The sequence below is a fragment of the Nocardia uniformis NBRC 13702 genome (assembly GCF_001613345.1).
Taxonomy (GTDB): Bacteria; Actinomycetota; Actinomycetes; order Mycobacteriales; family Mycobacteriaceae; genus Nocardia; species Nocardia uniformis.
Window position 1 is genome coordinate 11,309 of sequence record NZ_BDCE01000075.1, and the last position, 22,825, is coordinate 34,133.

The 22,825-nt window shown below is 65.8% G+C and carries 20 protein-coding genes; 7 read left to right on the forward strand and 13 right to left on the reverse strand.

Translation table 11 applies throughout. From position 1 onward, the window contains the following. The first annotated feature begins 119 nt into the window (after positions 1-119). Entirely contained in the window at positions 120-1,019 is a 900-nt protein-coding gene (locus NU1_RS28395; RefSeq protein ID WP_067526195.1) for an AurF N-oxygenase family protein, read from the forward strand. Then, positions 1,016-2,815, forward strand: coding sequence for an FAD-dependent oxidoreductase (locus NU1_RS28400; protein ID WP_067526197.1), 1,800 nt, complete (start codon positions 1,016-1,018; stop codon positions 2,813-2,815). Before NU1_RS28395 ends, NU1_RS28400 begins: the two co-directional genes overlap by 4 nt. 8 nt (positions 2,816-2,823) lie before the next feature. Here NU1_RS28400 and NU1_RS28405 read toward each other — a convergent pair whose 3' ends face one another. From NU1_RS28405 to NU1_RS28415, 3 genes are all read right to left on the reverse strand, one after another. Continuing rightward, positions 2,824-3,192: an arsenate reductase family protein gene (locus NU1_RS28405; protein WP_067526199.1), complete on the reverse strand. Its 369-nt coding sequence runs from the start codon at positions 3,190-3,192 to the stop codon at positions 2,824-2,826. A 28-nt stretch (positions 3,193-3,220) separates the two neighbouring features. After that, complete coding sequence (locus tag NU1_RS42600; RefSeq protein WP_067526200.1) at positions 3,221-5,113, reverse strand: hypothetical protein; 1,893 nt, start codon at positions 5,111-5,113, stop codon at positions 3,221-3,223. Positions 5,114-5,301: 188 nt separating this feature from the next. Continuing rightward, positions 5,302-5,658, reverse strand: a complete 357-nt coding sequence (locus NU1_RS28415) for a nuclear transport factor 2 family protein (protein ID WP_067526201.1) — start codon at positions 5,656-5,658, stop codon at positions 5,302-5,304. A 161-nt stretch (positions 5,659-5,819) separates the two neighbouring features. Here NU1_RS28415 and NU1_RS28420 point away from each other — a divergent pair, with 161 nt between their 5' ends. Then, the gene (locus NU1_RS28420; protein ID WP_245720359.1) at positions 5,820-6,530 is read left to right on the forward strand and encodes a peptidylprolyl isomerase; all 711 of its coding nucleotides are present in this window, start codon (positions 5,820-5,822) and stop codon (positions 6,528-6,530) included. A 7-nt stretch (positions 6,531-6,537) separates the two neighbouring features. Here the strand turns inward: NU1_RS28420 and glnA are convergent, their stop codons facing one another. Beyond that, the gene (glnA, locus tag NU1_RS28425) at positions 6,538-7,974 is read right to left on the reverse strand and encodes a type I glutamate--ammonia ligase (RefSeq protein WP_067526205.1); all 1,437 of its coding nucleotides are present in this window, start codon (positions 7,972-7,974) and stop codon (positions 6,538-6,540) included. A gap of 343 nt (positions 7,975-8,317) precedes the next feature. Between glnA and NU1_RS28430 the strand changes: the two genes are divergently transcribed. The 3 genes from NU1_RS28430 (at position 8,318) to NU1_RS28440 (ending at position 13,526) form a co-directional block, all read left to right on the forward strand. Next, positions 8,318-10,123, forward strand: a complete 1,806-nt coding sequence (locus NU1_RS28430; RefSeq protein WP_084521878.1) for an AMP-dependent synthetase/ligase — start codon at positions 8,318-8,320, stop codon at positions 10,121-10,123. A 13-nt stretch (positions 10,124-10,136) separates the two neighbouring features. Continuing rightward, on the forward strand, positions 10,137-11,312 hold the full coding sequence (locus NU1_RS28435) for a PucR family transcriptional regulator (RefSeq protein ID WP_067526207.1): 1,176 nt from the start codon (positions 10,137-10,139) through the stop codon (positions 11,310-11,312). 156 nt (positions 11,313-11,468) lie between these two features. Further along, on the forward strand, positions 11,469-13,526 hold the full coding sequence (locus NU1_RS28440; protein WP_169815155.1) for a CocE/NonD family hydrolase: 2,058 nt from the start codon (positions 11,469-11,471) through the stop codon (positions 13,524-13,526). Positions 13,527-13,586: 60 nt separating this feature from the next. Here NU1_RS28440 and NU1_RS28445 read toward each other — a convergent pair whose 3' ends face one another. Then, on the reverse strand, positions 13,587-13,967 hold the full coding sequence (locus NU1_RS28445) for a nitroreductase family deazaflavin-dependent oxidoreductase (protein WP_067526212.1): 381 nt from the start codon (positions 13,965-13,967) through the stop codon (positions 13,587-13,589). 132 nt (positions 13,968-14,099) lie between these two features. Here NU1_RS28445 and NU1_RS28450 point away from each other — a divergent pair, with 132 nt between their 5' ends. Continuing rightward, entirely contained in the window at positions 14,100-14,609 is a 510-nt protein-coding gene (locus NU1_RS28450) for an NUDIX hydrolase (protein ID WP_067526407.1), read from the forward strand. A gap of 331 nt (positions 14,610-14,940) precedes the next feature. Here NU1_RS28450 and NU1_RS28455 read toward each other — a convergent pair whose 3' ends face one another. From NU1_RS28455 to NU1_RS28490, 8 genes are all read right to left on the reverse strand, one after another. Continuing rightward, positions 14,941-15,621, reverse strand: coding sequence for a TIGR00266 family protein (locus NU1_RS28455; protein WP_067526409.1), 681 nt, complete (start codon positions 15,619-15,621; stop codon positions 14,941-14,943). A 115-nt stretch (positions 15,622-15,736) separates the two neighbouring features. Next, a complete protein-coding gene (locus tag NU1_RS28460) occupies positions 15,737-16,873 on the reverse strand; it encodes an ABC transporter substrate-binding protein (protein WP_067526216.1) in 1,137 nt (378 codons plus the stop codon). After that, positions 16,870-17,634: an ABC transporter permease gene (locus NU1_RS28465; protein WP_067526218.1), complete on the reverse strand. Its 765-nt coding sequence runs from the start codon at positions 17,632-17,634 to the stop codon at positions 16,870-16,872. The genes NU1_RS28460 and NU1_RS28465 overlap by 4 nt, the downstream gene beginning before the upstream one ends. Further along, complete coding sequence (locus tag NU1_RS28470; protein ID WP_245720360.1) at positions 17,631-18,458, reverse strand: ABC transporter ATP-binding protein; 828 nt, start codon at positions 18,456-18,458, stop codon at positions 17,631-17,633. Before NU1_RS28470 ends, NU1_RS28465 begins: the two co-directional genes overlap by 4 nt. A gap of 23 nt (positions 18,459-18,481) precedes the next feature. Beyond that, positions 18,482-19,435, reverse strand: coding sequence for an ABC transporter permease (locus NU1_RS28475; RefSeq protein ID WP_067526224.1), 954 nt, complete (start codon positions 19,433-19,435; stop codon positions 18,482-18,484). Next, entirely contained in the window at positions 19,432-20,469 is a 1,038-nt protein-coding gene (locus NU1_RS28480) for a TIGR03842 family LLM class F420-dependent oxidoreductase (RefSeq protein ID WP_067526225.1), read from the reverse strand. Before NU1_RS28480 ends, NU1_RS28475 begins: the two co-directional genes overlap by 4 nt. Positions 20,470-20,490: 21 nt before the next feature. After that, positions 20,491-21,906 carry a dihydropyrimidinase gene (gene hydA, locus NU1_RS28485; protein WP_067526226.1) on the reverse strand — a complete coding sequence of 472 codons (1,416 nt, stop codon included), beginning with the start codon at positions 21,904-21,906 and terminating at the stop codon, positions 20,491-20,493. Continuing rightward, on the reverse strand, positions 21,903-22,742 hold the full coding sequence (locus NU1_RS28490; protein ID WP_067526227.1) for a nitrilase-related carbon-nitrogen hydrolase: 840 nt from the start codon (positions 22,740-22,742) through the stop codon (positions 21,903-21,905). The genes hydA and NU1_RS28490 overlap by 4 nt, the downstream gene beginning before the upstream one ends. Positions 22,743-22,825: the final 83 nt, after the last annotated feature.

Here is a 22,825-nt window from a genome sequence, read left to right on the forward strand (position 1 = left end):
TCGGTCCGAGCTGATACCCGGCCGGTCACGATCACCCCCGCCCCATTGACTGATACATGCTGTCTCACTAACCTGGATGTCACGGCTAGTATCAGAAACTTCGAGGTCGGAGAGCTGTCATGGGCAATGAGGCCGCACTTCTCCCGCAGGATTCCTTCGCGCGACGGTTGCTGACCGGATCGGTGAAGAAGTCCTACGACCCGGTGGTGGACCTGGATTGGGACGCGCCACTGGATCCGGAGAAACTCTTCCTGCCGCCGGAGGTGATCTCGCTCTTCGGCACCGAGCTGTGGGAGTCGCTGACGCCGGCGCAGCGGCGGGAGCTGTCGCGCCAGGAGCTCGCCAATGTGCTGTCGGTGGGAATCTGGTTCGAGAATCTGCTCAATCGGCTGCTGCTGCGCGAGCTGATGAACAGCGACCCCACCTCCCGGCATTCGCACTACACACTCACCGAGATGGGTGACGAGTGTCGGCACATGATGATGTTCGGGAAGGTCATCGACCGAATCGAGGCGCGACCGTACTGGCCGAATGCCGGTGGGCGCGTGCTCATCTCGAGTCTGCAGATCTTCCTGCGCGGGTCGATGGTGTGGGTGGGCGCGCTGGTCGGCGAGGAGATCTTCGACGCCGTGCAGCGGCGGACCCTCGACGATCCCGAATTGCAGCCACTGGTGGCGCGGGCCATGCGCATCCATGTCACCGAGGAGGCGCGGCATATCGGATTCGCGCGCGATGCCCTGGCCCGGCGGCGCGGCACCATGTCGAAGGCCGAACTCGCCTACACCCGTTTATGTGTCGCGGTGGCCGCGCCGCTGTTCGTATATCTGCTTACCAACCAGCACATGTATACGCGGGCGGGCCTGGATGGACGCGCCGCTCGGCGGATCGCGCGTCAGAACCCCTATGCCAAGCAGATGCTGGGGGCGGGTGCCGCGAACCTGGCGGCGTTCCTGGATAAGCAGGGCCTGATCGGCCCTGTCGGCAAGGCCATCTGGCGGCGGCGGGGGCTGATGGCATGAGTGACCGGTCTCCGGAGCAGGCCGGACCCGAGGTCGTGATCATCGGTGCGGGATTCGGTGGGCTCGGTACCGCCATCGAACTGCACCGCGCCGGGATCGGTGACTTCGTGATTCTGGAGAAGTCCGCCGAGGTCGGTGGAACCTGGTGGGAGAATACCTATCCCGGTTGCGGCTGCGATGTGATGTCGCTGCTGTACTCGTTCTCGTATGAGCCGAATCGGGATTGGACGCGCATGTTCGCCCGCCAGGAGGAGATCCTGGACTATCTGAAGCGGGTGGTGGACCGGTACGGGCTGCGGGATCGGCTGCGCTTGCGATCCGAGGTGACGGCCCTGGATTTCGACGAGAACGCCGACCGGTGGGAGGTACGCACCGCCGATGGGACGCGATATCGCCCGCGCGCCGTGGTGCTCGCCGCCGGACCACTGCACGTTCCGTCGATTCCGGATTTTCCGGGACGGGAAACGTTCGGCGGCACCAGCTTTCATTCGGCCCAGTGGGATCACCGGTTCGATCCGGCCGGTAAACGCATCGCGGTGATCGGTACCGGGGCGAGCGCGGTGCAGTTCGTGCCCGAGGTCGCACGCGACGCCGCGCGGGTGACGGTATTCCAGCGCACGCCACACTGGGTGATACCCAAGCCCGATCGGCCGCTGTCGCGGTGGGAGCGGCGGATGTTCCGGCTCCTCCCGGGTTCGCAGCGGCTCTACCGGTGGGCCATCTACTGGGCGTACGAGTCGTCGATCGTGGCGTTCATGAACCCGGATGTCATGCGGCGCTTCGAATTCCTGGCCCGATCGCACCTGCGCCGCCAGGTGCGCGATCCGCGGTTGCGGCGCGAGCTCACGCCGGACTATCGGCTGGGCTGCAAGCGAATCCTGGTATCGGACGACTACTACCCGACCCTGCAACGCGACAATGTCGACCTGGTGACCGAGCCGATCGCGCACCTGTCCCCCACCGGAATCACCACCGCCGACGGCGTTGCCCGCGAATTCGACGCGATTGTCTACGGCACCGGGTTCAAGATCGCCGACCGGTTCGCCGACCAGCACCTCGTCGGCGCGAACGGCCGTTCGCTGCAAGACGCCTGGCGCGGCGGTATGGAGGCCTTCCTCGGTGTCACCGTACACGGTTTCCCGAATCTGTTCCTCGTCATGGGACCCAATTCCGGTGGCGGAAACCAGTCCATCGTCTTCATGATCGAGGCACAGGCCCGCTATATCCGCCAATGCCTGGAACTGCTGCGCCGCACCGGCAATACCCGCCTGGAGGTGCGCGCGGGTACCCAGCACGAGTTCAACCGGCGGATTCAGGCGAAACTCGCCGGTAGCGTGTGGAATTCCGGTGGCTGCGAGAGCTGGTATCTCGATGAGCACGGCGTGAACCGCGCCGCCTGGCCGGGCTCGAGCGTCTCCTACTGGCGCGTCCTGCGCCAACCCGATCCGGGCCATTTCGATCTCACCGTGCCCGCCGATCGCGAACCCGCACACGACTATTCGGGTCCGGCGCTACTCGACGCCCCGGGCGCGGAGATACCGGTGGCGGTGACCCTGAGCGGCCATCCGGATCCGATCGACGGCCGCTACCACTGGTACGGCCGCGTCTGCGCTACCAATGGCGACGAACTTCCCGATCCGGGCCGCTCCCAGGTCTTTCTGACCCTCCCCGGCCGACATCCGACCGCGGCACGGCTGGAAGAACGCGACCCGTGGGGCAATCTACGGATTACCGGTGTCGGCGAACCGCCCTATCCCTGGGAGCAGGTGGGCGATGCGACGCCCGCCCGACTCTGAACCGCTCGTCAGCGCAGGGCGTCGAGGGACGCCTCGTCGCGCGCGAGATAGGCGCGGCCGTCCGCGGTGAGGACGATCGGGCGCTGAATCAACCTGGGATGCTCGGCGAGTGCGGTAATCCAGCGGTCCCGGTCGGCAGCGGTCCTTCGCCAGCCGGAGACACCGAGCTCCTTGGCTTCGGCCTCCGCGGTACGAGTGATATCCCACGGTTCGAGACCGAGCTTCGCCAGCACCGCACGGATTTCCGCGGCGGTGGGCGGATTGTCGAGATAACGGCGCTCGGTGTAGTTCACACCGCTCTCCTCGAGTACCGCCTTGGCGGCGCGACTCTTCGAACACTTCTGGTTGTGCCAGATCTCCGTCTGTTCGGATGCCATAAGCGCAGCCTAACCACCGCGCCCGCGGTCACAGCCAGTCGACCACCCAGCTGTGCGGGCGCATCCAGAAGAGCGGGCCCGGGGGAATCGGGTGGCCCCAGCGCTGTTCGGCCTGGTGCAGGGCGGCCAGTGCGGGCGGCGGCGGGGTGCCGTCGAAGATCTCGTGGATGTGCTGACGCCAGGTGTTGAGGATGGGGGCGACGGTGTCGGGGTCATGAGCGAAGGCGAAATCGACGCAGCGGGCCATGAGGGCGTCCACGGAATTGGCGGCGGCGACCGGATCACCGCCGCCGAGGGCGTGCAGGAACGCCTCGACCAGCGCGTAGGCAATGGCGTCGTGGACGGAGGTCTGACCGTTCTCCAGGGCCCAGATACCGAGGAAGGTGGGACCTGTCTCATCGGTCCACACCGCGTGGGCCTCGGCGGCGCGATCGTCGAAGATGAGCGCGGTGAGTAGGCCCAGAACCGATTTCCCCATGATCAGCGAATCGGGTTGGCCCTTCTCGGCGACCTCATCGATGAGGGCGCGGAAGGCGGCCGCGGCCAGGCCCGCGCGGCCGGCGGCCAGGAGCGCGTCGGCGGTTTCGCCACCGGCGACCTGATCGGCGGGTGGCTGTTTCGGGTCGGGGGCGGTGTACGCGCCCGCGGCGGGGCCGTAGTCGATGGGCTCGACCGACGGTGCTGGCGGCGGGGGAATATCGCTGGGACCGGGCAGCGATTGGGTGGCGGACAGAGTCGCTGCGTACGGCGGCGATTCCGGCGCGAGCGAGGGCAGTTCGAAGAAGAGGGTGGCGGGGTCGGCGGGCGGCTGCTGTCCCGGCGGGGGTGGTGTGACCGGCGGTTGCTGGCCGCGCGCCGGAAGCTGGCCGGGTCCCGGGAACTGACCGGGTCCCAGCGGCTGACTCGGTGCCGGTGGTTGGGGCTGCTCGAATCCGAACTCCGGGAGCTGCGCCGCGGGTGCTTCCGACCCGAACGGTGGCAGCTGATCTGCCGCCTCGCGCTCGCGGCGCGCCCGGCGGCCCAATGGCGGCTGCTGAGCCGGCGGTGGTTCCGACGCCCCCCGTTGCGCGAGCGGTGGCGGTTGACCGAAGGCTTCCTCCGACTCCGACAACGACCGTCGTGCCAACGGTGGCAGGTCACCCGACAATGATCGCGGGTCCACCGGTCCCGGCTGCCCCAGCGGCGGCTCCTGCCCGAGCCCCAACGGCTCACCGAACGGCGGGTGATCCAGCGGCGACGGTGGTTCCCCCGGGGGCAGCGCCCCCGCGAGCCGATCCTGAATCGCCGGGGAATTGTCGAGGTATTCGCGTGCCTCGCGGGCGAATTCATTGTCGACGCCGGTGAGCCAGTCGCGGCCCGACCAGAGGATATCGAAGACATCGCCGCCGACCCGGTGCTCCACCGCGGCGCAGAGAGCGTAGTAGCCGTAGGCGCGGTAATCCTCGAACTCCTCGCCCTCGCGGACCAGCAGGACCGCGTACGGGGTTGCGAGGTCATGTCTTTCGATATCGCCGAGCAGGGTGCACGCGGTCATGGCGGCCATGAGCACCTCATTGGGGGTACCGATCTGGCGACGGATGGCAATGCACTTATCGGCCATCCCCACCGCCGAATCCGCCTGCCCCAGCTGGGTGGCGGCCTCCACGGCCATGGAGTACATGGTGGCCATACTTCCGGCGGGAATATCGGCGGCGAAGCGGGCTGGACCGTTCTCGGCGATATGCAGTGCCTGCGCGAAATCGCCGGCGGCGAAGGCGGCTCGGAAGCGGTAGGACACGATCCAGCCGTAGTCCTGCTCATCGGGTTGGTCGAGCAGCATGTCGTCGAAGGTCGTGAGCCGTGCGAGCGCCGCTGTCGCCTCTCCCTGCTCCAACATGCCGCTCGCCTCGTTCATCACCGCGATGAACGCATCTCGATCCATGATCGCCTTCCCCGAATCGTGCCGAATCCCGGATCGTATGGCGCGACCCGGGATCGGCGTGGGCGGTGAGGGGAATGCCACAGTTGCCACGTCATTGGCATGACTGATAGCGAGTGCACTTGCGTAGCAAGCACACTCGCAGGTCAGCGGCGTACACACCGGATATCGGCGGTAGGCGTGCCCAGTGGTCAGGCGGGGACCTTGTCCAAGAAGCCGAGTACCCGTTCGATGCGGCCGTCAACCACGGTAATCACATCGAATCCGATCACCAGCGGCTCGGCGTCGGGTGCTCCGAGGGTCCAGGTGAAGCGCGCGGTGTTGTGATGGCCGTCCACCGGTCCGAGGCCGAATGTCAGTCCGGCGAACTGCTGTTGCGCTCCGGCCACCATCGCATCGATGGCATCGGGTCCGGTGAGCTGTACCAGCGGATCGGTGAAAGACACGTCCGCGGTGTACAACTCATCGATCAGTTGCCTGCGCTTACCCGCGTCCGATTCGTTCCAAGTCTCGATGTAGCGCTGTGCGATGTTCTCGAATTCGGTCATGCTCCAAAGCATCTTCGAGCCGGGGCATGGAGTCGATTACGCGTCGGGTAATGGTTCGGAACCGGTACTGAGCGCGAATTCGCCCCTGTTCGCGCGTTCGGATGGCAGGATCGGCGCGGATCATCCGATATGACACCGAACCAAATTAGGAGGCTTACCCGGTGAGCAGTGACGTGCAGGTTCGACGATTCGACCATCCGCGACGCACGATCGGAGTGACCTGGCTACGAGCCCTGGGCATTCTCGCCGCGGGTGCCACCCTCGCCGTCTCCACCGCCGCCGGGGTCTCGGCGGCCCCGGGCGACGCGCCCGTCGCCGGTTGCGCGATCGCCGCCGACGGTGAATCCTCGGGCGGTCAGTGGCCGAACGAGCCGGGGATGACAATCGACCAGAATGCGAACTACACCGCCACCCTGGACACCAATTGCGGACCCGTCACCATCGCGCTGGAGTCCGCTCGCGCGCCACGCACGGTGAATTCCTTCGCGTTCCTCGCCGATCAGCAGTACTACGACCACTCCCGGTGTCACCGATTGACCACGGAGGGCATCTTCGTCCTGCAGTGCGGTGACCCCACCGGCACCGGCCGTGGCGGACCCGGCTACCAGTTCGCCGATGAGAACCTCGCGGGAGCCACCTACCCGGCGGGCACCGTCGCCATGGCGAACGCGGGTCCCGATACCAATGGCAGCCAGTTCTTCCTGGTGTACCGGGACTCCCAGCTCCCCCCGAACTACACCCCGTTCGGCCGGATCACCGAGGGCCTCGACATTGTCACGATGATCGCGGACGCGGGTGTCGCCGACGGTTCCGGCGACGGCGCCCCCAGTGGTGATGTCGCCCTCGATACGGTGCTGGTCACCCGGCACTGAGCGCGATTCACACGTCGAAATACAGATCGAATTCGTAGGGGTGCGGACGGACGTTGATTTCGGCGATCTCGGTGTAGCGCTTGAGCCGTATCCAGGTCTCGATGAGGTCCTCGGTGAATACGCCACCCTGGGTGAGGTATTCGTGATCGGATTCCAGGCTGTCGATGACCGCGTCCAGGTTCAGCGGAGTCTGAGTGACCTGGGCCGATTCCTCGGGCGTCAGTTCGTAGAGATCCTTGTCGATGGGAAGGGCGGGCTCGATCTTATTGGTTATGCCGTCGAGCCCGGCCATCATCATGGCGGCGAAGGATAGGTACGGATTGCCCGAGGAATCGGGGCAGCGGAATTCGAGGCGTTTGGCATTGGCGCTGCTGCCGGTGACCGGAATACGCACGGCGGCAGAACGATTGCGCTGGGAGTACACCAGGTTGACCGGCGCTTCGAAGCCGGGCACGAGGCGCTTGTAGGAGTTCACTGTCGGGTTGGTGAACGCCAGCAGCGACGGCGCGTGGTGCAGCAGTCCGCCGATATAGTGCCGCGCCAGGTCGGACAGGCCCGCGTAACCGGCCTCGTCGTAGAACAGCGGCTGGCCGTCCCGCCATAGCGACTGGTGGACGTGCATGCCGGATCCGTTGTCCCCGAACAGCGGTTTCGGCATGAACGTCACCGTCTTGCCGGCATTCCAGGCGGTGTTCTTGATGATGTACTTGTACAGCTGCAGATCGTCGGCGGCGGCGAGCAGGGTATTGAATCGATAGTTGATCTCCGCCTGCCCCGCGGTGCCGACCTCGTGGTGGCCCTTCTCCAATTCGAATCCGGCCTCCTGCAGGTTATCGCACATGCGGTCGCGCAGATCCACCTCGTGGTCATAGGGCGCGACCGGGAAATAGCCGCCCTTGGGCCGCACCTTGTAGCCACGGTTGAGGGTGCCGTCCGGATTGCGCTCGGCGCCGGTATTCCAGCTCGCCGATTCCGAATCCACCTCGTAGAACGACGCGTTCATGGAGGTCTCGTAGCGCACGGTATCGAAGATGTAGAACTCCGCTTCCGGCCCGAAATACGCGGTATCGGCGATGGCGGTGCTGCGCAGATACTCCTCCGCCTTGCGCGCCACATTGCGCGGATCGCGACTGTAGGCGATACGCGTATGCGGATCGTGTACGAAGCAATTGATGTTCAGGGTCTTCGCGGCGCGGAACGCGTCCAGTCGCGCCGTCCGCAGATCCGGTAGCAACAGCATGTCGGATTCGTGAATCGCCTGGAACCCCCGCACCGACGATCCGTCGAAGGCGACCCCGTCCGCCACCAGTTCGGGACCGAACATGGATGCCGGTATGGAGAAGTGCTGTTGCGTACCCGGTACATCGCAGAACCGGATATCGACGTATTGGACATTCTCGGCAGCAATGAAGTCCAGAATTCCGCTGGTCGTCGGAGTGATCACCGCAGGCTCCTCGTCACTCGGTGTGCGGCCCCCCGTACAAACCTCCACGATACGACTCCGACCTACCTCGCGTACCCGAATTGGATTGTGCACCAAGATCATTCGAAGATATTGACGGCCGATCGCCGGACCGGCGCCGACGCCTCCACACGACCCGCGCCCCGGCACGCCCGTCCCCTCGGGACAGTCACACGGATTCAACCCCCGAATTGGGCATTGTGCACAAGCTCGATGCGCTACGACTGCCGGGTTGGCGGTACCGCGGAGCTCTCCGATGCGGTGTGCTGGACCACACAATCGAGGGCTCGTACGTCCTCGACCAGTCGTTAGTCAGAGGTAGGTCGTGAGTTCATCGTCGATTCCGGGTAGCGGGTCGCCGCGCACCCTTTGTGAGGCGTTCCAGTCTGTTGTCGCCAGCCATCCGGATGCGGTGGCACTGCGCACGCTCGGCGGGCAGGTGTCGATCAGCTGGCGCGAGTACGGGGAGCGAGTGCGCGCTATCGCCTCCGGATTGGCCGCGCTGGGAATCGGGCGCGGTGACACCGTCGCGCTCATGATGACCAATCGACCGGAATTCCATCTCTGCGATACGGCGATCCTGCACACCGGGGCCACGCCGTTCTCGGTGTACAACACCAATCCGGTGGATCTGCTGGTCTACCAGTTCGGCAATGCCGGGAACAAGGCGGTGATCTGTGAGCGACAGTTCGCACCACAGGTGCTCGAAGCGGTGGAAAAAGCTGCCGCGCAAGGCATTCAGGTCAACCATGTGATCTGTGTCGATGACGCTCCGGCCGGGACCATCGCCTTGACGGCGGTGCAGTCGGCACAGTCGGAGGACTTCGATTTCGACGCGTCCTGGCGGGCGGTGGAACCGGAGGACCTGCTGACCATCGTCTACACCTCCGGTACCACGGGCCCACCCAAGGGGGTGGAGCTCACCCACACCAATTTCATCGAAAATGCCCGTGTCATCGAGGAATTCGGTGAGGCCGGTCCCGAGGACCGGGTGGTGTCGTATCTACCGGACGCGCATGCGGCCAACCGTTGGTTCGCCCACTACCTGTCCATGATCACCGGCGCGCAGATCACCACCTCCCCCGATCTCAAGCAGGTCGCCGAGGCGCTGGCCGAGGTGCATCCGTCGGTATTCCTGGGCGTGCCACGGGTGTGGGTGAAGGTGAAAGCCGCACTGGAGAACCGGATCTCGGCCGAACCGCTACCCAAGCGCCTGATCGCGCAGTGGGCCATCCGGACCGGTCGCGCCCGCGCCCGCGCGGTCTCCGACGGCCGCACCCAGCACGCGCTCGATACCGCGCGCAATCGACTGGCCGAACGCCTCGTACTGTCCGGCCTGCGCGAACGCCTGGGTCTGGACCGGGTTCGCGTCGCGGTCACCGGGTCGGCACCCATCCCGCCCGATACCCACGAATTCTTTCTCGGCCTGGGCATTCCGCTGTGCGAGGGTTACGGTATGACCGAATGCACCGCTGGCGCAACGGTTTCCCGCCCGGAACGAATCAAGATCGGCACCGTGGGGACGCCGCTGCCCGGCGCGGAGGTCCGGATCGCCGACGACGGTGAGGTTCTGGTGCGGGGTAAGAATGTTATGCGTGGCTACCGCAAGGCCCCCGACAAGACCGCCGAAACCATCGACGGCGACGGCTGGCTGCACACCGGCGATATCGGCGCCTTCGACGAGGACGGGCATCTGCGCATTGTCGATCGCAAGAAGGAACTCATTATCAGCGCGGCGGGCAAGAATATGTCGCCCACCAATATCGAGAACACCATTACCGAGAACTGCCCGCTCGCGGGCACCGTGGTGGCCATCGGCGACGCGCGCCACTACAACACCGCCCTCATCTGCCTCGACCCCGATCTGGTCGCCGCCTTCGCCGAACGCCATCAGTTACCGGAGCGCGGTACCGCGGCCCTGGCCAAGGATCCGACCGTGCTGCGCGCCATCGAGGAGGGCATCGAGGCGGCGAACGCGAAGCTCTCCCGAGTCGAGCAGATCAAGCGCTTCGCGGTGCTCCCGGATGTGTGGACGCCCGGCAGCGACTGCCTCACGGCGACCGGAAAACTACGCCGCAAACCAATAGCAACTCAGTACGCGGCTACGATCGAGTCGCTGTATTCGACGTAAGGCAGATGATGTGATGCACCGGCTGACCCGGGATCGGGCGCTCGAAGAGATGTATCGGCGCGCGGCGGCGTTCCAGGACGAGACCGCCGCGAATATGCCGCCGTATACGCGGCTGCCCGCATCCCTGGTGGTCGACGGCCTGGAACGCGGGTCGAAGCTGAATATCGACCTCTTCTTCGAGTTCCTGCGCACCGGCGACACCCCCACCGAGGAGGCCACCCGCGAGGTGGTGGAAATCGCGGTGGGCCGGGTGCGCGACGGCGAACCCCTGGAGGAGGTTCTCGACCGGTACCGGATCGGCGCGGAGTTCATTTTCGGACGGGTGCGCGCGGCGGCGACGGGCGCGGAGCAGGAACTGCTGGTCGATGCCGCCCTGCCGCTGCTGCACTACATCACCCTGGTCACCGGCCGCGTCGCCACCGCGTGTGTGAGCCGGGTCAGTGACCCGCGCTGGGAGCTGCTCGAACGCCGCCGCGCCATTGCCGATGCGCTGCTGACCGGACGCGATCCGATCGAATGGGCGGATGAACCGGCCATTACGGTCCCGGATGCCTTTCTCATCGTGGTCTTCCGGCTCGGCACCACCCGTGCCGCCGATTCCAGCGAACTGCGCCACCGCATCGAAGCCATTCCGGGGGTATTCCTACGCCTGGACAGCGGCGGCTGGACGGCCCTGCTGCCGCTGCAACCCGGTGACGACGGCGAGGCCACCGCCGCCGCGCTCGCGACCCGGCTACCGACCCGCCCGGCGGATCAGCCCACCCCGTTCTGGGTGGGTATCTCCACCGCCCCCGCGCGCACCGATATTCCGGACCGCGCCGTCGAGGCACGTACCCTGGCCGAACTCGGCCGCTGCCTGTCGCGACCCGATACGGTGTGCCGTCGCTCGGACCTGCTGTTCGAATACACCATCGCCGCAAGCGGTCCCGCACGTCCGGGCCTGGCCGCCGTACTCGCCCCACTGGATCCGCAGCCGCTGCTCGCCGAAACCCTCGAGGTATTCGTGGACAGCGGTTTCAACCAGCTGGCCACCGCGCGCATGTTGAATATCCACCGCAATACGGTCACCTACCGATTGGCCAGGGTGCACGAACTCACCGGCCTGGATCCGCACCGCCCGACCGACGCCATGACGCTGTCGGCCGCCCGCATTGCCCGGCGGCTCGAATCGACATCGTTCGCGCCGTAGCCCGCTAGGGCCAAGTGCACAACAACCACCGAGCTCGTCTTGGCAATTGCCGGTAGCGCGGCCACCCGCCTGTGCGGTGTGCTGAATTCCGACGACGAGGTCACGTGGTGCGCGCTGCCCCGCGGTGGCCTCCCGAACATCCGCAGAGGTAGATCGTTGAGAATTTCGACCCGGCCGCGCAGGGGTGGCCGCTTCGTCCTCGCCGCCGCGAGTCTGACCGCCGCCGCATTGACGGTGTCGCTGGCACAGCCGGCGGCCGCCGTACCCACCGCGGGGCCCGTCCCGACCGCTCCCACCAATTTCGGGTTGCCCGCCGACTATCAGCCGACGCCCGAAAAGTACGGGGTGGGTTATGAATTGGGGCATGTGGTACCTCTCGCCGATGGCACCAAGATCCAGGCGGAGGTGCGGTACCCCACCGATCCGGCGACCGGTCAGCGCGCCGCCGGTGATTTCCCGGTGGTCGTCAACTTCACCACCTACGGCGCGCTGAGCAGTGCGCTCACCGCCGCCATTACCGGTGTGATCGACCAGTTCCAGATTCCGCTGCCCGATCAATTGCGCGATGTGCGACGAGTGATCAACCAGGCCACCAGCGCCCAGGATGTGCTGGTGCGGCGCGGCTATATCGAGGTGGTCGCCGATATCCGCGGCACCGGCGGATCCACCGGCGCGTGGAATCCGGCCTCGAAGCAGGACGGCCTCGACGGCGTGCAGCTGGTGGACTGGGCGGCGAAACTGCCCGGTTCCAATGGCAAGGTCGGCATGTACGGGTATTCGTTCCCGGCACTCACCGCCCTGCGCACCGCCGAGTCGGTCGGGCCGGACTCGCCACTGAAAGCCATTGTGCCCATGGCGATGCCGAACAATATCTTCAATGAGGTGCTCGGCCACGACGGTATGATGAGCCCGGTACTGCTCACCGCCATCTCGGTGCTGGTGCCGTATCTGAGCCTCATGGGTCCGTTCATGACGGCGGTGGTCTCCCCGCAGCTGTTCATCGAATCGCTCGTAGATCATCTCCAGGCGCTGATATCCCCCGACAGCACCATCAAACTGCTGCTCGAGGCGTACGCCGGCGGCCCACTCGCCTACGACGGCCCGTGGTGGCAGGAGCGGCGCTTCGAGACCGACCTGAACAATCTGGTCGACAAGGGCATTGCCATGTACCAGGTCGGCGGCTTCTGGGACCTGTACCAGGAGGGCCCGCTGCGCAATTACTCGCAGCTGCAGAACCTTTCGGCCGGTCGTGACCAGTTCGCGCCCATGGCGGCGGACCAGCGGGCGGACGGCCGCTACCAATTGCTCATGGGCCCTTGGTATCACGTCGGCCTCGGTGTCGGACCGGGCTCGCGCCTGGATACGAATATGATCACCCTGGCCTGGTTCGACCGGTGGCTCAAGGATATTCCCAACGGCATCGACAAGACCGATAAGCCGCTGCATGTCATCGACGCCAACAACCATGCCGCCGATACCGCGCGCTACCCGTTCGAACAGGCCGATATTCAGGAGCGCTTCTTCGACGGCGACCGGCTGACCACGCGGCAGCCGTCGGTCACCGACGCCTCGGATCGCTTGGACTACACCGGTATCGACAATATGTGCAATCGGCAGACCCTCGCCCAGTACACCGGCGGCCTGCTCGACTTCCTGTTCCGAATGTTCAATGCCTACAACCCGTGCACCGAATGGGTGCAGGAGCCGACGGCGGGCCTGAAGTACACCACCGATCCGGTGAGTGAACCGACCATGTTGGCCGGACCGGCGAGCGTGAGCCTCTATGCCTCCTCCACCGGCACCGACGCCGCCTTCCAGGTATGGCTCGATGATGTCGCACCCGACGGTTCGGTCGTGAATATCACCGGCGGTTCGCAATTGGCCAGCCAGCGCACCCTCGACGAGGACAAGACCTGGCGGGCCTCGGACGGCACCATCTACGCGCCCGAACACACCGTGCTCGAGCGGAATCAACAGCTCCTGGTTCCGGGTGAGGTCACCAAGCTGGAAATCAAGCTGCGACCCGCCTTCCACCGGCTCGAGCCGGGACACTCGCTGCGCCTGCGCATGACGAGCGGCACCTTCCCGACGACCATTCCGATCCCGACGGATCTGCCGCGCCTACTCGGCACCTCGCAGCAGATCCACCGGGACGCGGCCCGGCCGTCCAGCCTGGTGTTGCCACTGGCTCCGGCGGGCGCGTTCACCCATTGATCCCCGGGAGGCCGGGATGGTGGCACGGCCGGTCGCCGCGGCCGTGCCATCGCACCCGCCTCACTTGGCCTTGCGGGCCTGGACGAAGTATTCCGCCTTCAGCGCGACCAGTGCCTGCCGGATACCGACCGGAGCCCAGCTGGCCGAGGCATCACGGCCGACCACCGGGTCGGTCAGGGTGATGATGCGCCCGCGGGTCTCGAAGTCGAAGGTCTGCGCCGCGCGAATATTCTTGAGCCAGTCCACGTCCCGGCCGTAGGTGAGGGCGATGCGATAGCCCCCGTCACGCTCGAAGACCGCGACGGGCGCTCGGTAGGCGCGACCGGAATTGCGGCCGGTATGAATGACGATGCCGAAGCCCGGGGCGTAGCGGGCCATCACACCGAGCACCGGATTGCTGACACGCCGATTGAATCTGGCCAGGGCCTGCGGCAGCGGCATGGCTACGTCCTCTCTGACGAAAGCGGTTGTGTCCCAGAGGCTACGCCGCTCCCGCGCGGCCCGTGCGGCACCCGATCACCCCGCCAGGGATTATGAGGGGCACAACGACCGAGAGGAGCCGCCGTGGCGGAGATGATCGCCCTGTACGACGCTGTCGGTCGGGAGATCGGTGCCGAGGAGCGGTCCGTGGTGTACGCCGAAGGTCTGTGGCATGCCAGCGCGGGGGTGCTGGTGCGATCCGGTGATGGCGCCAGGGTGTACGTGCACCGCCGCACCGATACCAAGTCGGTTTTCGCCGGAATGCACGACTGTCTGGCGGGCGGGGTGGTCGAACCCGGTGAGCACCCGGCCGATACGGCGGTACGGGAGCTGGCCGAGGAGTTGGGTATCGCCATCGAATCCGGCACCGCTCGTCCGGTACCCCTGACGAGCGCGTCCTGGGACGGTGAATGGGCGGGGCGGCCGCTGCGCTGTCATCTCTTCGCCTACGAGGTGCGCTGGGACGGCCCGATTCGGCATCAGCCGGAGGAGATCGCCGATGGCTGGTGGTGGACCGATGCGCAGCTGCGTTCCCATCTCGACGATCCGGCGTGGCCGTTCGTGCCGGACACGCGCGTCTTCATCGCCGAGCTGCTGCGCTGAACTTCCGAGCGGCCCGGAAACGACGAACAGTCCACCGGGCCCGCGCGACCCGATGGACTGTTCTACCAGCCTGTGACTACTAACCGGCGCTGCCGGTGAACAGTCCCTGCACTGTCTTGATCAGAACGTCGGCCAGAAAATCTGCTGCGGATCCGGACACAGGTGTCTCCTCATCTTTGAACTGTCGAAACATGTGAAGCATTACTGATTCACATGAGCCAGAGGAGCTCTTTCGCTCAAAAAGTCACCCTGGTCGACACCAGAATCCCCGCCGGAACCGATTTCAGCTGCGATTATGCCCACTGAGTGGGACTGTGGCATGCATCACACTCTATCCCGACGATGACGTGGAGCCGACCCAAGCGGAGAAAGCGCCCGGATTTCGTGTCTGCAACAGCACCCGGCCCGGCCCGATGAAGTCGAAGACGAAACCCTCACCGGATTTCAGCGATTGCAGCGACCGGCCCGAGACCGCCCGCCGGATGGTGAAGTTCATGGCCAGGTCGTAGGCCACCACATGCCCGGTATCAATGGTCACCGGCTCGCCCGGCGCGAGGTCGATGACGTCGATGGCGCCGAATACCCCGAGCACCACCTCACCGTGCCCGTGCGCCCGCAGTCCGAAGCCGCCCTCGCCGCCGAACAGATTCGCGAATCCACCCCACTTCGCCTCGACGGTCACGCCGTGCGAGTTGGCGATCCAGCCGCCGCGACTGATGAAGTACGGCCGGTCCGGCACGAGCGGCAGGTTGAGCATGTCGCCGGGCAACGCGGGTGCGACATCCACCCAGCCGCCCTGCTGTGGCGCGGTGAATGTGGAGACGAAGAATGATTCGCCCGCCAGTACCGATCGCTTCAGCCCGGCGAGGATCCCGCCCTCGGCCTTGGCCTCCAAGGTGACTCCCGCCGAGTGCGCCACCATGGCCCCACTTTCGACCCGCATCGGCTCACCTCCGGCGAGGAAGCACCGCGCGATGGTCGATGACGGATTGTGGCGCAGTTGAACCTTCATGCCGCCGAATTTAGCAGCGAGTTCGGACCGATCCGCCCCGTACCTCGCGAACATTCGAACCGGGCGCGTCCGTTGGTGGACGCCCCGGGTTCGAGTGCGCTTCGAGACAGCCCCGCTACTTGCCGCCCTCGAGGAGTACGACCTGTTGCGGCGCATAGGAATCGCCGATGGTGTCGACGCCCTGCTGCTTCAGTAGATCCAGGGCCTCGGTCACGTACTCATTGGTATAGGCGTCGTCGTCCGGATCCTTGGTGAGTACGGTCGCGCCCTCCTGATTGCGGGTCTGCTTGGCAATGGTGACGGTGCGATCCCAGGAGACGGTGTCCACCATGCCGATTCCCTTCGGGGACGGCCAGATCAGTTTGTTCACCTCATTGATCTGCCACTGCTGGTGGCTGGCGCCGAGCGTGCTGCCCGCGGCGACGGTGATATCGCGGCACTGGTCGACATTGTCGCGGCAGAAGATCCACCCCTGCAGCGACGCGGCCAGGAATCTCACCGTCAGATCCTGGTACGAGGCATCCTTCAGCTTGTCGGTATTCGCCCAGATCGCGTCCTGGAGCATGGCGACGTCCTGGTCGTTCCAGTCGATGGTGGTGAAATCGTCTGCGGTGTAGAGCTCTCCGGTCGCCGGGTTCTCGGTCTCGAGCAGCTGGGCGTACTCGTTGTAGGACATGGCTTGGGCGGCGTCGATATCGCCCGCGAGGAAGGCGTTCATATCGAACTGCTGCTGTACCAGACGCACATCTTCGGCCGGGTCGAGTCCGGCCTGGGTCATACCCGCGAAGAGTTCGAATTCATTGCCGTAGCCCCAGTTTCCGACGGTCTTACCGCGCAGGTCTGCGGGGCCGGCGATTCCGGCGTCCTTGAACGCGACCTGGGTGGTGCCGGAGCGCTGGAAAATCTGCGCCACCTCGGTGATCCCGGCTCCGGACTCACGGGAGGCGAGGGCTTTGGGCACCCAGGCGACCGCGAAATCGGTTTGTCCCTGGGCGAGTACGGTCTGCGGAACGATATCGGTACCGCCGTCGATGATTTCGACCTCGAGGCCCTGTTCGCGGTAGAAGCCCTGCGATACCGCGGCGAGATATCCCGCGAACTGGCCCTGTTTGAACCATTGCAGCTGCAGCTTCACCCTGGTGAGGCCGTCGGGCGTGGTGGCGCTCTCGGTGGTACTACACCCGGTCAGGGCCGCCACCGCCACTGCCGCCACAGCGAGACAGGAACTCAGTTTCCTTCTGGTACTTCTCATTTGGATCTCCATACAACGGTGGTGCGGGGTCGGCGGGTGAGGTGCTCGCAGATGACGACGGCAGCGAGGAACAGCAGGCCCAGGAGCATGGCGGCGGTGACGTACGCCCAGGCGCGTGGATAGGCGGTATTGGCGGCGGCCGAGGTGATCCGGCTGCCGAGGCCGTGCTGTGGGCCGCCGAAGTATTCGGCGATGATGGCGGCGATCACCGCGCCGGGTGCGGCGATCCGCAGCCCGGTGAACAGGTGCGGCAACGCGGCGGGCAGCCGGATGGCACGGGTGACCTGCCAGCCGGAGGCGGCGTAGGAGGTCATGAGGTCGACGTGTACCCGGGGTGCCTGGCGCAGCCCTTTGATGGTGCTGACGTACAGCGGGAAGAAGACCACGATGGCGGCGACCAGGCGGCGCGGTAGGTCGGTGGTGGTCGAGTACATGGAGTTCAGCAGCGGGGCCAGCGCCACGATCGGTACGGCGGCGGCCGCCGCAGCCAGGGGGCTGAGCAGGCCGTCGATCATGCGGAATCGCACGGCGACCGTCGCCGCGACAATTCCGCACGCGACACCGACGACCAACCCGACGAGAGCGTTCTTGCCGGTGGCGATGGTGGCGTCCAAGACACCGGAGCGATTGGCGTGGAAGGCTTCCGCGATGGCGGTGGGTGCGGGCAGCAGGAAGGACGGCACCGCGGCGACGACGGTCAGCAATTGCCACAGTCCGATCAGCGTGACGCCGACGAGCAGCGGTGGGAGCCAGGATCTCATGGCCGGTCCTGTCTCACGGTCGGTTCGGTGTGGCCGGCGCGCAGTGCTCGGCGCACCGCCGCCACCGACTCGAAGAACGGTTCGGTGGCACGGATATCGGTGTCGTCGTCGGCCTCGCCGGTCGCACCGGTGTCCACGATCGCGGTAATACGGCCGGGGCGCGGTGACATGACCACCACGCGATCGGACAGGAACACCGCCTCGGGAATGGAGTGGGTGACGAAAACCACTGCGGCGCCGGTTTCTCCGGCAATCCGCAACAGCTCGCTCTGCATACGCTCGCGCGTCATCTCGTCGAGTGCGCCGAAGGGTTCGTCCATGAGCAGTAGCGGGGGTTTGCGGGCGAGTGCGCGGGCGATGGCGACGCGCTGCTGCATGCCGCCGGACAGTTCGGCCGGATAGCGGCGGGCGAAGTCGCCGAGCCCGGCCATCTCGAGTAGATGGGTACTGCGTTCGCGGCGTTGACGTTTCGGGACGCGGTGCAGCTCCAGGGGCAGTTCGACATTCTCCTGGACGGTGCGCCAGTCCAGCAGCCCGGATTGCTGGAAGGCGATGCCGTACTCCTGGTCGATGCGGGCTTGCCGGGCGGTCTTGCCGTGCACGGTGACGGTGCCGCTCGTCGGCTCTTCCAGATCGGCGACAATGCGCAGCAGGGTGGATTTGCCACAGCCGGACGGGCCGATGAGGGAGACGAATTCGCCTGCGGCGACGGTCAGCGATACGTCCTCGAGTGCGGTGACCTGCCCCGCCGAGTAGATCTTGCCGACCTTGGCCAACTCCACGGCAGCGATCGAAGCCGACTGCGCCACTGTCGAATTGGTCACAGAAGCGCCGGATAGGTGGGCGGTCAATGGGTACCTCCTGACGAGCGGCCGCCCGGCGGGCGGCTGTAGCGGCGCAGCGCCACTTCCACGAGAGCGACCAATCCGGTGATGACGACGCCGAGTAGCGCCGCGGCGAATACGGCCGCGTACAGGCGGGCGGCGTCACCGGTGGATTGCTGTGAGAACACGATGATCTGGCGACCTATCCCGCCCGCGGTGCCGGTGGAGATCTCGGCGACCACGGCGCCGATCACCGCCGCGGCGGCGGCCAACCGCAGTGCGGGTAGCAGATGCGGGACCGCGGCGGGCAGACGCAGCCGCAGCAGTGTCGCCCACCATCCGGCCGCGAAGCTGTGCAACAGCTCCACCGAAGCCTTCGACGGTGCCTGCAGGCCGCGCAGCATACCGACGGCCACCGGGAAGAACACCAGGTAGGAGGCGATGACGACAATGCTCATCCAGGGCCGCCACGGCTGCCCGGCAATAACGATCTTCCCGCCCCATCCGGCGACCAGCGGGGCCAGGGCGATGAGCGGGATGGTTTGCGAGACGACGATATACGGCAGCAGGCCGCGTTCGAGCCAGCGGAACCGTTGCATGAGAACGGCCAGTCCCACCCCGACAACGGTGCCGAGGAGTAGGGCGAGCAGGGCCAGCCCGAGGGTGAATCCCGTGGTGCGCAACAGGGTCGAGCCCACGGTGCCCGTGCCGTCCTTATCGCCCAGAACGGTGACTATCGACCAGATATGTGGCAGCGCACCGTCGGTGGTGCGTGGCAGTACGCGTTGTTCGCCGATGCTCACGCCATTCTCCGGTACGAACGCCTTCACCAGCTCCCAGACGAGCGCCACCAGACCGAAGGCGGCGAGCGGGTAGAGCACTGTGGCGGTGCGCGATCCGATCCGAGGCCGGTACCGTGCGCGCACCACACTGGGGGCGGCCGCCTCGACGACGCCGCCGTCCGGAACCGCTGTCATGTCGATCTCACCGTCGCGGTTGTCGGATGTGCCAACTGCGGTAGCACGGATTCGCCGTAGGCCTCGAGGGTCGCCGTCTTGGCGTCGTGCTGGAGGTAGACGGCGAACTGGTCGACCCCCAGCGCCTCCAGCTCACGCAATCGCGCGAGATGTTCGGCGGGGGTGCCGATGACGCAGAACCGGTCGACGATCGCATCCGGTACGAAGTCGGCATGGGTGTTCCCGGCCTGTCCGTGCTGGTTGTAGTCGTAGCCCTGACGTCCGGCGATGTATTCGGTGAGCGCCGTGGGTATCTCGCCGTCGGCTCCGTACCGCGAGACGATATCGGCGACGTGATTGCCCACCATGCCGCCGAACCAGCGGCATTGTTCCCGAGCGTGCTCGCGCCCGGCCACCGAGCCGTCGGTGATGTAGGCGGGTGCGGCCACACAGATGGTCACCTCCTTCGGATCGCGTCCGGCGCGTTCGGCGGCGGCCCGCACCCGTTGAATGGTCCAGGCCGTGATATCCGGATCGGCCAGCTGGAGGATGAATCCATCGGCCACCTCCCCGGCCAGGTCGAGGGCGCGCGGCCCGTATCCGGCCACCCACACCGGCAGGCGGGAGGCGTGCGCCCACGGAAATCGCACCGTGGTCTCACCCACCCGCGCGCTGCGACCATTACCCAATTCCCGAATGACATCGATGGATTCGCGCAGGGTCGCCACGGTGGCAGGTGTGCCGCCGAGGGTCCGCACCGCCGAATCACCGCGTCCGATCCCGCAGACCGTGCGATTGCCGAACATCTCGTTCAGTGTCGCGAAGGTCGAGGCGGTGACCGTCCAGTCCCGGGTGCAGGGATTGGTGACCATCGGCCCGACGACGACTTTGCGGGTGGTGGCGAGGATTTGGCTGTAGATGACGTACGGCTCCTGCCACAGCAGATGCGAGTCGAACGTCCACACGTGCGAGAACCCGTGCGTCTCCGCGATTCTGGCCAGTTCCACCACCCGCGACGAGGGCGGCGTACATTGCAGGACCACACCGATGTCCATAGGGCACACTCCGTTCCGGGTTCAGATGAGGTTCTGCGAGAGCGCGCGTTTCACGAACCGGCCGTGGCCGGCGCGTCCCAGATACGCACCGTTGTCGACGATCACCCGGCCGCGCGAGATGACCGTGTCGACCCGGCCGTCGATCTCGAAGCCCTCGTAGGCCGAGTAATCCATATTCATGTGATGGGTTTTGCCGACACCGATACTGGTGTGCCCGTTGGGGTCGTAGACCACGATGTCGGCATCCGCACCCGGACTGATCACACCCTTGCGCGGATACATGCCGAACATGCGGGCGGGGGTGGTACAGCAGACATCCACCCAGCGCTCCAGGGAGATCCGGCCGTCCTTGACGCCCTGGAACATGAGATCCATCCGGTGTTCGACACCGCCGATGCCATTGGGGATCTTGGAGAAGTCGCCGAGCCCGAGCTCCTTCTGATCCTTCAGACAGAACGGGCAGTGGTCGGTGGCCACACTGGTGACATCACCGGTGCGGATATAGCGCCACAGCTCATCCTGGTGGCCCTGTTCCCGGGCGCGCAGCGGTGTCGAGCACACCCATTTCGCACCCTCGAAACCCGGTGCGCCCAACTGCTCTTCGAGCGACAGGTAGAGGTACTGGGGGCAGGTCTCGCCGAATACGTTCTGGCCCCTACCGCGTGCGGTGGCGATCTGCTCCAGGGCCTGCTTGGCCGATACGTGCACCACATACAGCGGTGCGCCGGTCACCTGCGCCAGCATGATGGCGCGGTGGGTGGCCTCCTCCTCGAGCTCCCAGGGTCGTGAGGTGCCGTGGAAGTACGGGGCGGTATCGCCGCGTTGCAGGGCCTGTTCCACGAGAACATCGATGGCTATGCCGTTTTCGGCGTGCATCATCAATAGCGCGCCCAGGTCCCCGGCCTGCTGCATGGCCCGTAGGATCTGCCCGTCATCGGAGTAGAAGACCCCCGGATAGGCCATGAACAGTTTGAAACTGGTGACACCCTCCGATACCAATTCCGCCATGCCCGCGAGGGATTCGGCGTTCACATCGCCGATGATCTGGTGGAATCCGTAGTCGATGGCGCACTGCCCGGCCGCCTTGCCGTGCCATAGCGCGAGAGTGTCCTGTACCCGCTCCCCCGGCTTCTGGACGGCGAAGTCGACAATGGTGGTGGTACCGCCCCACGCCGCCGCGCGGGTTCCGGTTTCGAAGGTATCGGATGCCTCGGTGCCGCCGAACGGCAGCTGCATATGCGTATGCGCGTCCACGCCACCGGGAATCACGTATTTGCCGGTGGCGTCGATAACCGTCGCCGCGGCGGCCGGGTCGCCGAGCGCGGTGGATCCGGGTTGCAGCACGGCGACGATGGTCTCGTCGTCGACCAGGACGTCGAGTAGCTGGGATCCGGTGGCGGACACCACTGTTCCGCCCTGAATGAATATGCGGGTCATGGCTGCACCAACGGTCCGTAGGCCTCTGGGCGGCGGTCGCGGTAGAAGGCCCAGCGATCGCGCACCACCTTGATCAGATCCATATCGAGGTCGCGGATCACCAATTCCGGATCGGTATCGGAGGCCACCTCCCCGACGAACTTGCCTTCGGGATCGACGAAGTAGCTGGTGCCGTAGAAGTCGTCGTCGCCGTACTCGGATTCGACGCCGACCCGGTTGATCGCCCCGATGTAATACTCATTGGCGACCGCGGAGGCGGGCTGCTCCAGCTTCCACAGATAGCTCGACAGGCCGCGCGAGGTGGCCGACGGGTTGAAGACGATCTCCGCGCCCGCCAGGCCGAGCGCCCGCCAGCCCTCCGGGAAGTGCCGGTCGTAGCAGATATAGACACCGATCCGACCGACCGCGGTATCGAATACCGGCCATCCCAGATTGCCGGGCCGGAAGTAGAACTTCTCCCAGAACCCGTTCACCTGCGGAATGTGGTGCTTGCGGTACTTACCGAGGTAGCTGCCGTCGGCGTCGACCACCGCCGCCGTGTTGTAGAGCAGGCCCGATTGCTCCTGCTCGTAGACCGGCAGCACCATGACGATGCCCAATTCCTGTGCCAGCGCGGCGAATCGGTCCACCGTAGGACCGGGTACCGACTCCGCGTACTCATAGAACTTCGCGTCCTGGACCTGACAGAAGTACGGACCATAGAACAACTCCTGGAAACAGATCACCCGAGCCCCCTGCGCGGCGGCCTGCCGCGCATAGTCCTCGTGCGCTTTGATCATGGACTCCTTGTCGCCGGTCCAGTTCGTCTGAACCAGCGCCGCTCTCACGATTGCCATGCTTTGTGATACTGCACCCTGGACACGTCATTTGTGTTACAAACCACCGGAAACAATTTCGCGACCGTAAAAACTCGGGGGCG